Here is a 12,999-nt window from a genome sequence, read left to right as displayed (position 1 = left end):
CACTCACCGGGCGGCTTCACGGCCACCCTGACAGGCGACGAGGTCAGAACGTGACCGCATCCGCCTTCGTCCGGGTCGTGGGCGCCCTCGTCCGGGTCGTGGGCGCGGAGGCGGCCCGGCACCCCGTCGGTACGGGTGCCGGGCCGTCACGAGCGCGCGTCCCCGCGTCAGTCCTTGCCCATGGCCTTGCGGACCGTGTCCTTCGTCCGGTCCATGAGGGCGGCGACGGGACCCAGGGCCACGTTGGCCGCACCGGACTCGACGCCCGGGTGGGGCCGGGTGGGCGCCATGGCCTCGGCGGCCTTCACGGCCTTGGCCATGGTGGCGAGGCCGGAGGCGTCGGTGCTGCGGCGGATGTGCGTGAACTCGTAGCGCTCCTCCGCCCGGGCGTGCTCCTGCACGTCCGTCCGCAGCGCACGCAGCCGGGGCATGAACTCCGGATCGTCGGTGTCCATGTCGTCCAGGGCCGCGAGGGTCTCCTTGGCCGCGCGCTCCTCGGCGAGCCGGTCCTCCACGACCTGCTCCCCGCCCGCGAGGGACCGCCGGGCGAACGGGTGGACGACCTCCTCCTCGGCGGTCTCGTGCACGGCGAGCAGCCGCACCAGCCTGCGGAAGGCTTCGCGGCGCTCCTCGCCCTCGCTCTGCTCGACCTCGTCGAAGAGGTTGCGGATGTCGCCGTGCTGGCGCATCAGGAGCGCGACGACGTCGGTGTCCTCGGCGCGGTCGTCACCGGCCTGGGGTGTGTGCAGTTCGGACATGGCCGTCCGCCTCACTTCTCGCGCATCGCGGGGTCGGGGTGCTCGCCCTCGGACTGCACGCGGTACTCGCGTCCGAACATCGCGTCGTGCTCGGCCATCACGCGCTCGCTGGGCGGCTCCTCGCCGCCGTGGATCTGCTCCTGCATCTTCTCGAACCGCTCGTGCGCCTCGCGCACGTAGCCCGCGCCCAGGGTGGTCAGGTCCATCTGGGTCTCCAGCAGTTCCCGCAGGTACTGCTTGTTCGGCTCGAAGGTGAGCACGTTGGGCAGCTCGGGGGCGAGGACCTCCTGCGGCTCGCGGCCGTCGTGGCGGCGCATCAGGTCGCAGGCGGTGTGCAGGTGCTCCAGCTCCATGTTCAGGTGCAGCTCCCAGATCGCCTTGACCTTGGGATCGCTCTCCTGCTCCATGAACGAGTAGTACAGGTAGCACTCGTTGTACTCGTGGTTGACCAGCTGCTCCCACCACGTCTCACCGGGGTCGACGAGCGACTCGTAGTGGGTGACGTGCTCCTCCTCGATCAGCCCGATCTCCTGGTAGAGCTGGCGGGCGATCGGCTCCATGTAGGTGGGGCCGGTGTTCATGTAGAAGTTCATGGTCTGCTGCTCCGCCGACATGATCGTCAGCGCGTGCAGCTTCGACAGCGGGTTGGTGGTGGAGCGGTCGTACGGGTCGCGGACGTTGTCGACCGGGTTGCGGTGGTGGTACTTCGTGGGCCGGCCCGGCATGACCTCGGTCAGCCCGTCGACGATCGTCTCCGCCTTGCGGTGCTCGATCATCTCGTAGAGGTTGGCGTACCGGTACAGGTGGTCGAAGTCCTCCAGCACGCCGAACTGGTACGCCTGTGTCAGATACGGGTCGGGCTCCATGCGCGCCACCCACGCCGTCAGGTCGACGGCGACCTGCTCGTAGGCGATGGTCGTCTCCAGGACCGACGACACCCCGGGGAGCAGCCAGTTGACGGCCTTCTGCTGCTGCGCCTCGATGTAGCGGGTCCGGGCGAGCTGCCGCTTGACCTCCGGGTCGACGGTGTTGCGGGCGAGCTGGTGGCTGAAGAGGATGGCCTCCACCTCGATGCCGTTCATGGTGATGATCCGGCAGCGCGTGTACGGGTCGCAGCGGTCGGGGTCGATCGGCTGCACGTTCAGCTCGCGCCAGTTGCGCAGCTGGCGGTCGAGCGGGATGCCCCGCTGTTCCAGCGGATTGAAAGTCACGGGCCGTCTCCTGTGGGGGGACTCGCCCGCCGGCCGTCCTGAAGCCTGGCCTCGGGGGCCGACGAGCACGGATGCGTCCGTGGCAGTCTTTCGGCCCCCGGGGGATCCGGCCACCGGCCGGGTGCCAAGTGGGTGCTCAGTGCACGGGGCCCGCGCCGTCAGCGCCCGCCGGCCTCTCAGCGTCCGCCCGCCTCTCGCCGCCGACCGGTCCCTCACCGTCCGCCGGCCCCTCCGACGACAGGCCCGTCAGAGCCGCCGCCGTGCCGACCGGCTCCAGGTGCGGTCCGATCCATTCGCACAGCAGGACGGTGGCGTCGTCCTCCAGCCGGCCGTCGTGGTACGCCAGCACGGCCTGGACCAGCCGGCGCAGTGTCTCGGGGACGGGCAGGCCGTCGGCGTGGTGGCGGATCAGGAAGTCGGTGAAGCGCGCCAGGCCGAACTCCCGGCCGCCGGAGCTGCGGGCCTCGGTGATGCCGTCGGTGTAGAGGACGATGCGGTCGCCCGGCTGCAGGTGCTCCTCGCACACGGTGGTGCGCAGGCCCAGTCCGGTGCCCATGGGGTGGGCCGGGGGGCAGCGCAGATGGGTGGACCAGCGGCTGTCACGGATGATGATCGGCGGATGGTGGCCCCGGTTCACCCATCGCAGGACGCCGGTGCGGGTGTCGAGCGTGGCCAGGATCCCGGTGACGTAGCGCCGGTGGTCGTACTGCTCCAGCAGGGCGGCTTCCACCGCGTCGGCCTTGTCGGCCAGGCAGGCGCCCTGGCGCCTGGCGTTGCGGCAGGCGCCCAGCGCCAGGGTGCCGGACAGTCCGGCGGCGGTGTCGTGGCCCATCGCGTCGAAGATCGTCAGATGGACCAGGGGCCCGTCGACGGCGTACTCGAAGACGTCGCCGCTGATGTCGTAGGCCGGTTCCAGTGCGGCGGCGATCGCGACCCTGCCGTCCGCGTAGGTGCGCGGCGGCATCAGGTTCCACTGCATCTCCGCGGCCACGCTCATGGGCCGGCTGCGCCCGAGCCGGGCCAGCGCGTCGCTGGTGCCCCGCTTGCTCACGACGATCAGTGCGACGAGGCCCGCCAGCGCCTCCATGTCCTCGTGGACGGCGGCGTCGTCGCGCTCGGCGCTCACCCGGAGCAGCCCGATGCGCTCCGTCCCGTCCAGCAGCGGTACCCACCACTCGAAGACGTCGCCGCCCGGGGGCGAGGCGGGCAGGACGCCGCTGTACTGGAAGGCGCGTCCGGCGACCGTGCCCTCGACGGGCAGCTCGTGCTCGGCGTCGCCGCCGTCCGCCCCGGCACCGGGGAGCAGGCGCAGGGTCCGGCGCTGGAGGTCGGCCAGGTAGATCAGCACCCGGCTGAAGGAGGCCGCGCGTGCGCACTCGGTCGCCTTGTCCGGCAGCAGCTCGACCGGCATGAGGTGGCTCGCGGCCAGCAGATCGGCGAGCATCCGCCGGCCGCCCTCCCCGCTGTGTTCCCTCACGGTCCCGCCTCCTCCGGTCACCGGCCGCACCGCTGGTGTCGGCCCCCGCCGCGCACGGGACGGATACCCACCGGGCCGCGGCTCACCGGTGCGGAAGCGTCGGAGTCCCGCCCGCGGGTACTTCGACGGTGAACCACCCCGCGCCGCACGTGGAAACGGAGGCCGTGTTGCTGTCCCACTCCCTCGATCGCGGAGTCCTCGTCGTCACCGTCCACCGCGACCCCGGTGTCGGCGGGCGGGCCGAACTGCTCACCCGGATCACCGGCCTCGTGGAGGCGTACCGCCCGGCTCCCCTGGTCGTCGTCCTCGGGGAGCCGGCCACGCGGGCCGCGGTCGGCGTGCTCCTGCGGGTGCACCGCCTGTGCAGCCGCCTGGGCGTGCTGATGTCGGTGGCCACGCACAGCGCCCCCACCCGCCGGGCGCTGGAGGCGGAGGCCGACCCGGCCGGCACGCGCCTGGTCGTCCACGCCCGTACGGACACCGCCGTCGCCGCCGCGTACGCCGCGGCCGCCTGAGGAGGGGATCGCCGGCGTCACGGCATCGTGCTCTGGGCGCTGACGAGGTCGGTGACGGCCCGCAGACCGCCCTGCGCGAGGGCCGCGCGCTGCCGGTCGGCCCCGGTGCCGTCCTGCAGGAGCCGGTGGACCAGGGAGGTGACCTGGCGGGCGTCGCCCGAGGCGTCGAGGGCGCGGCTCACGTGCCGCAGGAGCTGGTACAGCACGTCGCCCGCGCGCTGCAGGGTGCCGCCGGGATCGACCAGGGTGTCGCCCAGTCCGTGCCGGGCGGCGTGCCACATGGCGCCCTGGAGCAGCTCCTGGGCACAGTCGGGGGCGGGGACGCCCGCGTTCGCCTCCGCCAGGGCCGTCTCCACCAGGGCCCGGATGATCGCCGCGAGCATCACGGCCTCGTCGGCGCGCAGCTGGACGTCCGGGCAGCGGATCTCGATGGTCGGGTAACGCGAGGAGAGGCGGGCCTGCCAGTACAGCTGGCCGATGTCGGAGATCAGGCCGGCCTCCAGCAGCCGCTCCACACGCCGGTCGTAGTCCTCGACGTCGCGAAACGACGGGGGCATCCCGCTGACCGGCCACCGGCTGAAGATCACCGTGCGCCAGCTGGCGAAGCCGGTGTCGTGGCCGTCCCACAGCGGGGAGTTCGCCGCCATCGCCGTCAGCGTCGGCAGCCAGAGGCGGATCCGGTTGAGGACCTGCACGCCCGCCTCCCGGTCCGGCACGCCCACGTGCACGTGCGTGCCGTTGACCAGCTGCTCGGCGACCAGCTGCGGCGCCTGCAGGACCATCGCGCGGTAGCGGGCCTGGTCGGTGACGGCGATGGGGCGGCCGTGCCGCACGGGGGGTGTGCCGCACACCCCGATCCGGCAACCGTGCTCCTCGGCCGCTCCGCCCACGGCGTGGCGCAGCCGCAGCAGATGGCCTCCGACCTCCTCCAGGGTGGTGCAGACCGGTGTGGCCACCTCGACCTGTGCCTGGAGCAGCTCGTACTGCACCTCCTGGTCGGCCACCAGACGGCCCACGCCGGCCGCGGCGCGCACCTTGTCCGCCTGGGGCACCGGCAGACCCGTGACCGGGTCGAGCAGCAGGTACTCCTCTTCCACGCCGATCGTCGTCATCGACCACCCTCTGTTCCACCCGCCCGGCGGGCCGGGCACCGTACGCCCGGCCTGCGCTCGGTGCGCGGCGAGGCCCGCTCTCGCGGGTCACCGAGTGCCGCGGCCCGCTCGCGGCAAACCACGTCCGGGAAGCTGGCACCAGCTTGCCCCCGGGAAAGGCCCCTCCGCGAGGTGTAGGCCGGGGGATCGGGGTACTCGCGCGCGGCATCCGGCGACCGCCGGGGGTGACGCCGGTGTAGCGCCGGCCCGTCGAAGGGAGCGGCCCGTGCCCAGGACCATCGAGGATCAGTCGGTCGAGGAACTGGGCGGTGAGTCCAGCGTGCTGGCGCGGCAGCGCCGCGACCACGCGGAGATGGACCGCCTGATGGACCGGTACCGGTCCCTGCCGGCCGGTGAGGACCGCGAGAAGGTCCTCAAGGACCTGGTCCAGCTCGTCTTCAGCCATGCCTTCGCCGAGGAGACCGTCCTGTGGCCCGCCGTGCGGCGCTCCGTGCCGGACGGCGAGGAGCTGACCTCCCGCGTCGAGGAGGAGCACCAGGAGATCAACGATCTGGTGGCCGACATCGAACGCCTGGAGCCCGGCACCCCGGAGCGCGAGGAGAAGGTGGAGCGCGCCTTCGCGCTGATCCGGCAGGACATCCAGGACGAGGAGGGCCTCCTGCTGCCCCGGCTGCAGGAGGCCGTGGACACCGACCGGCTGCGCAGGCTCGGCACCGCCTGGGAGACGATGCGCCGGACCGCGCCCACGCACCCCCACCCGGTCATCCCGCGGCGCCCGCCGGGCAACACGGTCCTGGGCGTGCCGCTCAGCCTGTACGACCGGACCCGCGACGCGCTGGGACTGAACCTGCCCGCGGCCGTGCTCAGGAAGGTGCTGGCGGGACTGGCCGGGCTCGTGGTCTCCGCGGTGGTCTTCGCGGCCCTGCGCAAACGGCGTTGACCCCACCGCCCCATCGAATGGAACATTCCGCCATTCAGCCCAAGAAAGAACTATGTCGGGCAATGGCGATGAAGGAGAACGACTAGGTTCCTCGGGTCGGATGACCCGTCACCCGTCATGCATTGTTGCTGCCGATAGAGGACTGATGGCGACACACACTGAACCGGTTGCGCCAGTACCCGCGGTGGAGCGCCGCGGCAGAGGGAAAGTGATCGTCTCCTGGCTGACGACCACCGACCACAAGAAGATCGGACATCTGTACCTGATCACCTCGTTCCTGTTCTTCCTGGTCGGAGGAGCACTGGCGATGGCGATCCGGGCCGAACTGGCGCGGCCGGGTCTGCAGATCCTGTCCAACGAGCAGTACAACCAGTCGTTCACGATGCACGGCACGATCATGCTGCTGCTGTTCGCGACGCCGACGTTCGCCGGGTTCGCCAACGCGATCATGCCGTTGCAGATCGGTTCCCCGGACGTCGCCTTCCCACGGCTGAACATGCTCTCGTACTGGCTGTTCGCCTTCGGCGGGCTGATCGTGATGAGCAGTTTCCTGACCCCGCAGGGCGCGGCCGACTTCGGCTGGACGGCCTACACCCCGCTCAGCGGCGGCGAGCGCACCGCCTACCTCGGCGGTGACCTGTGGGTCATGGGGCTGGCGCTGTCGGGCTTCGGCACGATCCTCGGTGCGGTCAACTTCATCACCACCATCATCTGCATGCGCGCCCCCGGCATGACCATGTTCCGCATGCCGATCTTCACCTGGAACGTGCTGCTCACCTCGGTGCTGGTGCTGCTGGCGTTCCCGGTGCTGGCCGCCGCGCTGTTCGCCTTGGAGGCCGACCGCCGTTTCGGGGCGCAGATCTTCAACCCGGAGAACGGCGGAGCGATCCTCTGGCAGCACCTGTTCTGGTTCTTCGGCCATCCCGAGGTGTACATCCTCGCCCTGCCGTTCTTCGGCGTGATCACGGAGATCATCCCCGTCTTCGCCCGCAAGCCGATCTTCGGCTACACGGGGCTGGTCGGCGCCACCATCGCCATCGCGGGCCTCTCGGTGACGGTGTGGGCGCACCACATGTTCGCCACCGGCGCGGTGCTGCTGCCGTTCTTCGCCTTCATGACGTACTTGATCGCGGTACCGACGGGTGTGAAGTTCTTCAACTGGATCGGCACCATGTGGAAGGGGTCCTTGTCCTTCGAGCCGCCCATGCTCTGGGCGGCGGGCTTCCTGGTGACCTTCCTCTTCGGCGGACTGACCGGCGTCATCCTCGGCTCGCCGCCGCTGGACTGGCACGTCACCGACTCGTACTTCGTGATCGCCCACTTCCACTACGTGCTGTTCGGCACGATCGTGTTCGCCATGTTCGGCGGCTTCAGCTTCTGGTGGCCGAAGATGACCGGCACGATGCTCAACGAGCGCCTGGAGAAGGTGCACTTCTGGACGCTGTTCATCGGCTTCCACATGACGTTCCTGGTGCAGCACTGGCTCGGCGCCGAGGGCATGCCCCGCCGGTACGCCGACTACCTCGCCGCCGACGGCTTCACCGCCCTGAACACCGTCTCCTCGATCGGCGCCTTCCTGCTCGGCATGTCGACCTTCCCCTTCCTCTACAACGTGTGGAGGACGGCCCAGAAGGGCGAGAAGGTCGAGGTCGACGACCCCTGGGGCTACGGCCGTTCCCTGGAGTGGGCGACCTCCTGCCCGCCGCCCCGCCACAACTTCGTCACCCTGCCGAAGATCCGCTCCGAGTCCCCCGCCTTCGACCTGCACCACCCTGACGTGGCCATGCTGGACCAGGCGGAGAACACCGGACGGCGTGATGTCGTGGAGGCCGAGGGCCACAAGGGCGACCGGCCGTGAGACGCGCCGGGCACGGGGCGCCGGCCGGCGCGACGGGGAGCGGCCTGGCCGAGGAGGCCGAGGGGTACCTCCTCGCCCAGAGCCATCGTGACCAGGCGCGGCGCGAGGCGGACGAACTGTGCGCGCAGTTGCCGTGGCTGACGACGGCCGAGGCCGAGGAACTCACCGACCACTTCGTGCGGCAGCGGCTCGACGTCAGCCGCCGCCTCCTGCGCGGCACGGTCCAGCGGGCGGCGGAACTGCGCGAGGAGTACGAGGCCCGTTACGCCGAACTCCGGCGCGCTCTGCTCCGGCGGCACGCGGCCGGGGCCTGTGCCGTCCTGGCCTGTGCCGCGTCGGTGAGCGCCGTGGTCTGCGACCTCACCGGCTGACGGCCGCAACCGCCGGGACCGACCGGGAGCGGGCCGCCTCGACATGCGTCGAGGCGGCCCGCTCCCGTAGGTGCGTCCGGATCCGGCTTTTCACCGGGTGTAGGCGTCCTTGCGGGGCAGGGGCCCGACATCGGCCCGGCGGCCCCGGCGCAGGGCCGCGTGACGCTGTCCCGGGCCGGGTCCGTTGCGAGCGGCGAGGGCGTCGGCGACGGCACCGGTGACGAAGGCGTAGACGGCCTTGTGCAGGACGTCCACGACGAGTTCCTTACGGGGCCAGGTCTGGGGCGGGGCGCCGACGCCGGTGGCGTTCTCGAGGATCTGGTCGTTGGTGAGGCGGACGACCGTGAACTTGGCCGAGGCGACCGGGCCGCGCAGCCCGGCCTGGGCCATGACCGAACGCAGCACGCCGAGCACCGCGGCCTGGCCGAAGTGCATGGCCCAGTTGACGGGCAGCGGCTGGGTGCCGGGACGTTCCCGCATGCCGGTGAGTCTCTGCAGGACCCGGGCGGGTACGTGGGAGTCGGGACGGCCGGTCACCGCCTGCTCCACCTTCTCGCCGAGGGTCATCACGACGCCGCCGGCGGTACCGGCGACCAGCCCTTGCCACAGTGCGCGCCTGATCATGCGGCGGCGGGTACCCGGTGCCGCGTGCTTCATCCCGGCTGGCACGGTCGGTGCCGGTTCATGTCCGCGCTGCGGACCGGGGCCGCCGGTGAGGGCTCTCCCGATGGTCCGGTCAGGGCCCTTGCCGACGGATGCGGGTCGCGCGGGGGTCGACGGGGCCCACCGTAAGGTGAGTCCGTCGGCCGGCCCCGTCATGGGGCGGGAGGGCCGCGCGACGCGTGCGCCCGCCCGGCCCGGGAGCGTCAGTCGTCGAGTGGGTGCCAGACCGTGCGGCCGCCGTCCTGCTGAACGGTGCCGAACACCACGTCGGCGAAGTGGATACCGAACCCGATCGTGCCGGGCGCGCGCAGCTCGGTCACCAGCCGGTGCCGGAAGCCGGCGGACTGCGCGGGGTCGTGGTCCGAAGCCGCCGACCACTCCGGGTGGGTCACCTGGATCGGGGAGTGCAGGGCGTCACCGAACGCGATGAGCCGCCGTCCGCCCGACTCGATGACGTAGGCGAGGTGACCCGGGGTGTGGCCGGGCATCAGCCGGGCCCGGACCCCCGGGAAGATCTCCTGGCCGTCGGCCACGGTCCGGACCCGGGGCGCGAGGGCCGCGAGCATCCTCTCGTCCGTTCCGTGGGCGTGGAGCAGGTGGCGCCGGGCCCATTCGGACTCGCTCACGAGATGGCCGGCCCTGCTGAAGGCGGACTCGGTCCCACCCGGTACGGGCTGCCGGGCCCATCCGATGTGATCGATGTGCAGATGCGTGAAGGCAACGGCCTCGATGTCCTCGGGGGCCCTGCCGAGCGCGGCGAGGCTGTCCAGCAGCGCGCCGCCGTGGATGGCGCCGTGAGGGTTGCCGGGTACGGCGGGCACCGCCTGGGGCCCGAATCCGGCGTCGATGAGCAACGCACGGCCGTCACGCTCCACCAACAGGCCGCCGATCCCTGCCACGAGGTGCCCGGTGTCGTCCAGGTACTCGGGGTGGGCGGACCACACCTCGTCGTCGGTGTCCGGTAGCCAGCGGCGCGGTACGAGCTGGACGGCGCCGTCGGGGACGTAACTCACCTTCGTCGCCCCGAGCGTCACCGATCTGATGATCGCGGGCCGGCGCAGTCGCTCACCGGTGATCGGCTTCGCGTCGTTCACTGTGCACCTCTCGGGAAAGAGCCGAATCGTAGGGCCGCCGTCCGGCGGCCGCAGTCCACCATAAGCATCAAGCTAGAACCATTCAAGCTTGCATTATCAAGACTGCATGTATTCGCTAGACTGGTGCGCATGAGGGATGCGGACGCCCGGGCCACGGCCGAGCGCGAGTTGTGCGGCCTGGTGAACGGCATGGCTCACCGGATCGCGGAACACGTCCGGCAGCGCGCGGGAAAGCTCGGCCTGACGGCGCCTCAGGCGACCGCTCTGCGCGAGCTGACCGGGCCGATGACCATGCGAGAGCTGGCCGACCGCCTGAGCTGCGAACCCTCCAACGCCACCTTCATCGTCGACAAGCTCGAGAAGCAGGCCCTGATCGAGCGCCGGCCGCATCCCGCCGACCGACGCGCCAAGCAGCTCGTCCTGACACCCCAGGGCACGGCACTGCGGGAGCGGCTGCTGGAACTGCTGACGGCGGACTCCCCTCTGGCCGGCCTGACGCAGGAGGAGCAGCGAACCCTGCAGCGCCTGCTGCAGCAGGCCGTACAGCACCGCTGACCGGCCGCCCCGGGGCCCGTGCCGGCCATGACGAACTGGGCGGTGCTCGGCGAGGGCCGTGCGGACTCAGTCAGCCGGCTGGTGGTGCCCGAGGAGGCCCGGCTCGTCCAGGCGGAGGTCCTGTGTCCGGACGCGGACGTCAGCGAGGAGCCGGGGCAGCGGTTCGGGGGTGGCGTGGTGCTCGGGTTGGGGCCGCCCCCGGGCCGGTGGTGGTCAGAAGCCGCTGTCGATGCGGTCCTCCCGCATCAGCCGCTCCAGTTCCGCGTCCGGCAGCGGGCGCAGTGTGTCCAGGAGACGGCGCAGGCCGGGCTCGTCGAGGGTCTGGCTGGAGACCTCGGCCTCCATGCCGCGGTACCTGCGGATCAGGGTGATCTCCGCCGTGCCGCCGGGAATCCGACGGACCGTGCGGATGCCGCCCCGGGCGTCCACGGTGCAGGCCAGGTCCTCGTCCGGCGGCTCGGGGCACCGCGCCCGCGGAGCCGACGGCGAGCGCACGGTGAGCGAGGCCAGCGAGAACTCGTCGGGCCGGACACCGCGGTACTCGACACCGAACGCCGCGCCGACCCGGACACGGGCCACGGTCATCCCGGGCGGTGCGGCGCCCAGGTACTGCACCTGCGCGTACTCCCGGTAGCGGGCGATCTCCGCCTCGTGCCGCCGCTGCCGGGCCTGCGCCGGGCCGGCGAAACCCCCGTAGGCCACCCCGGCCGCGAGCGCGGTCACGGCCCCCCGCCGGACCCACCGGCCAGGTACGAACAGCGCGGCGGCCACGGCGTACGGGACCCCTGTCAACGCGACCCGGCTGCCCGCGCCGCCCAGGTCCACGCCGGCCCGGTACGCGAGCAGCCCCGCCGCGACACCGGACGTGCCGAGGAGGAAGACCGCGGCCGCCCAGCCGAGGCGGCCCCGGGCGGTACCGCACAGCGGGACCACGGACCGCGCGGGGACCCCCACCACGGCCAGCAGGCCCACGGCCGCCGGCGCACCCACCGCGAGCACCACGGCCACGGCCCCGCTCCCACCGCCCCAGAGCGCCGCGAGCAGCGCGAAGCCGAGGGCCGGCACCGCGGCCACCGCCACCGCTCAGACCAGGAGAAGGTGCAGCGCCGTCGTCGCTCCTCTGCCGTTCGTCATACGGCGGATGCTGCCGGCCGGCCATGCGGTGCACATGAGTTGCGGTACTCAAGTCCTCGATGGACCGGCCGCGCACGTGACCGTCGCCGCCGTACGGTCGATACTTGCCCGCGGCAGTGTCGCGGCCGACCGCACCGAGTCCGGCAAGGAGCTGATGACCCGTCGACGAAACCGGTGCGCCTGCGTGCCGACCGCCTCGGCGTGCGGCCCGAGCTCCCGGGCACGAGGAAGGTCGAGAACTGGCCCGCCCTATGTTGAACTGCGAAAATGTTGGCCGGAGACATGTTCACCGGTCTCACCAGGAGGTTCCCGTGAAGATGCTGATCAACGTCCCGGAGACCGTCGTCGCGGACGCGCTGCGCGGTATGGCGGCTGCGCACCCGGAGCTGACCGTGGACGTGGAGAACCGGGTGATCGTGCGGCGGGACGCCCCTGTCGCCGGGAAGGTGGCACTGGTGTCGGGCGGGGGCTCGGGGCACGAGCCGCTGCACGGCGGTTTTGTCGGCCCCGGCATGCTGTCCGCCGCCTGTCCGGGCGAGGTGTTCACCTCGCCGGTGCCGGACCAGATGCTGCGTGCGGCCGCCGCCGTGGACAGCGGGGCCGGCGTGCTCTTCGTCGTGAAGAACTACACCGGTGACGTGCTCAACTTCGACATGGCCGCCGAGATGGCCGAGGACGAGGGCATTCAGGTCGCGAAGGTGCTGGTCAACGATGACGTGGCGGTGACCGACAGTCTCTACACCGCCGGCCGGCGCGGCACGGGCGCGACCCTGTTCGTGGAGAAGATCGCGGGAGCCGCCGCGGACGAGGGGATGCCGCTGGAGCGGGTCGAGGCGATCGCCCGGCAGGTGAACGAGAACTCCCGCAGTTTCGGTGTCGCCCTGAGCGCGTGCAGCACCCCTGCCAAGGGCAGCCCCACGTTCGACCTGCCGCCGGGCGAGCTGGAGTTGGGCATCGGCATCCACGGCGAGCCCGGCCGGGAGCGGCGGGCGATGATGACGTCCGGCGAGATCGCCGAGGCCGCCGTCGAGGCGGTGGTGGAGGACCTCCGGCCCCGCAATCCGGTACTGGTGCTGGTCAACGGCATGGGCGCGACGCCGCTGCTGGAGCTGTACGGCTTCAACGCCGAGGTGCAGCGGGTGCTGGCCGAGCGCGGGGTGCCGGTGGCCCGGGTCCTGGTGGGCAACTACGTGACGTCCCTGGACATGGCGGGCGCCTCGCTCACCCTGTGCCAGGCCGACGAGGACTTGCTGCGGCTGTGGGACGCGCCGGTGAAGACGCCGGGGCTGCGCTGGGGCATGTGACAGCGGG

13 protein-coding genes are annotated in these 12,999 nt (G+C 71.8%); 6 read left to right on the top strand and 7 right to left on the bottom strand.

Going from position 1 to position 12,999, the window contains the following annotated elements:
• Positions 1–167 precede the first annotated feature (167 nt).
• The 3 genes from Q5694_RS01670 to Q5694_RS01660 all read right to left on the bottom strand — a co-directional run bounded on the left by Q5694_RS01670 (position 168) and on the right by Q5694_RS01660 (position 3,413).
• The gene (locus tag Q5694_RS01670) at positions 168–758 is read right to left on the bottom strand and encodes a hemerythrin domain-containing protein (protein WP_333930135.1); all 591 of its coding nucleotides are present in this window, start codon (positions 756–758) and stop codon (positions 168–170) included.
• A gap of 11 nt (positions 759–769) precedes the next feature.
• Positions 770–1,969 carry a hypothetical protein gene (locus Q5694_RS01665; protein ID WP_333930134.1) on the bottom strand — a complete coding sequence of 400 codons (1,200 nt, stop codon included), beginning with the start codon at positions 1,967–1,969 and terminating at the stop codon, positions 770–772.
• Between the two features lie 136 nt (positions 1,970–2,105).
• Positions 2,106–3,413, bottom strand: coding sequence for a PP2C family protein-serine/threonine phosphatase (locus tag Q5694_RS01660; RefSeq protein ID WP_333930555.1), 1,308 nt, complete (start codon positions 3,411–3,413; stop codon positions 2,106–2,108).
• A 200-nt stretch (positions 3,414–3,613) separates the two neighbouring features.
• Here Q5694_RS01660 and Q5694_RS01655 point away from each other — a divergent pair, with 200 nt between their 5' ends.
• Positions 3,614–3,961, top strand: coding sequence for a hypothetical protein (locus tag Q5694_RS01655; RefSeq protein WP_333930133.1), 348 nt, complete (start codon positions 3,614–3,616; stop codon positions 3,959–3,961).
• Between the two features lie 17 nt (positions 3,962–3,978).
• On the opposite strand, the gene Q5694_RS01650 is transcribed toward Q5694_RS01655, so the two are convergent.
• Entirely contained in the window at positions 3,979–5,073 is a 1,095-nt protein-coding gene (locus tag Q5694_RS01650) for a carboxylate-amine ligase (RefSeq protein WP_333930132.1), read from the bottom strand.
• A 265-nt stretch (positions 5,074–5,338) separates the two neighbouring features.
• On the opposite strand from Q5694_RS01650, the gene Q5694_RS01645 reads away from it, so the two are divergent.
• The 3 genes from Q5694_RS01645 to Q5694_RS01635 all read left to right on the top strand — a co-directional run bounded on the left by Q5694_RS01645 (position 5,339) and on the right by Q5694_RS01635 (position 8,242).
• Positions 5,339–6,013, top strand: coding sequence for a hemerythrin domain-containing protein (locus Q5694_RS01645; protein ID WP_333930131.1), 675 nt, complete (start codon positions 5,339–5,341; stop codon positions 6,011–6,013).
• A gap of 145 nt (positions 6,014–6,158) precedes the next feature.
• On the top strand, positions 6,159–7,871 hold the full coding sequence (ctaD, locus tag Q5694_RS01640; RefSeq protein ID WP_333930130.1) for an aa3-type cytochrome oxidase subunit I: 1,713 nt from the start codon (positions 6,159–6,161) through the stop codon (positions 7,869–7,871).
• A complete protein-coding gene (locus tag Q5694_RS01635; protein WP_333930129.1) occupies positions 7,868–8,242 on the top strand; it encodes a hypothetical protein in 375 nt (124 codons plus the stop codon). The genes ctaD and Q5694_RS01635 overlap by 4 nt, the downstream gene beginning before the upstream one ends.
• 90 nt (positions 8,243–8,332) lie before the next feature.
• Here the strand turns inward: Q5694_RS01635 and Q5694_RS01630 are convergent, their stop codons facing one another.
• Together Q5694_RS01630 and Q5694_RS01625 are read right to left on the bottom strand one after the other, a co-directional pair.
• Positions 8,333–8,866: a hypothetical protein gene (locus Q5694_RS01630; RefSeq protein ID WP_333930128.1), complete on the bottom strand. Its 534-nt coding sequence runs from the start codon at positions 8,864–8,866 to the stop codon at positions 8,333–8,335.
• Between the two features lie 242 nt (positions 8,867–9,108).
• Positions 9,109–9,999 (bottom strand): MBL fold metallo-hydrolase, encoded by an 891-nt coding sequence (locus tag Q5694_RS01625; RefSeq protein WP_333930127.1) that lies wholly within the window; start codon positions 9,997–9,999, stop codon positions 9,109–9,111.
• A 129-nt stretch (positions 10,000–10,128) separates the two neighbouring features.
• Here Q5694_RS01625 and Q5694_RS01620 point away from each other — a divergent pair, with 129 nt between their 5' ends.
• Complete coding sequence (locus Q5694_RS01620; RefSeq protein ID WP_333930126.1) at positions 10,129–10,554, top strand: MarR family winged helix-turn-helix transcriptional regulator; 426 nt, start codon at positions 10,129–10,131, stop codon at positions 10,552–10,554.
• A gap of 213 nt (positions 10,555–10,767) precedes the next feature.
• On the opposite strand, the gene Q5694_RS01615 is transcribed toward Q5694_RS01620, so the two are convergent.
• On the bottom strand, positions 10,768–11,634 hold the full coding sequence (locus Q5694_RS01615) for a hypothetical protein (RefSeq protein ID WP_333930125.1): 867 nt from the start codon (positions 11,632–11,634) through the stop codon (positions 10,768–10,770).
• A 365-nt stretch (positions 11,635–11,999) separates the two neighbouring features.
• Here Q5694_RS01615 and dhaK point away from each other — a divergent pair, with 365 nt between their 5' ends.
• Positions 12,000–12,992: a dihydroxyacetone kinase subunit DhaK gene (dhaK, locus tag Q5694_RS01610; RefSeq protein WP_333930124.1), complete on the top strand. Its 993-nt coding sequence runs from the start codon at positions 12,000–12,002 to the stop codon at positions 12,990–12,992.
• Positions 12,993–12,999 lie beyond the last annotated feature (7 nt).

The sequence above is a fragment of the Streptomyces sp. AHA2 genome, from assembly GCF_036857595.1.
Taxonomy (GTDB): domain Bacteria; phylum Actinomycetota; class Actinomycetes; order Streptomycetales; family Streptomycetaceae; genus Streptomyces.
This window is presented reverse-complemented; position numbering and strand designations above follow the sequence as displayed.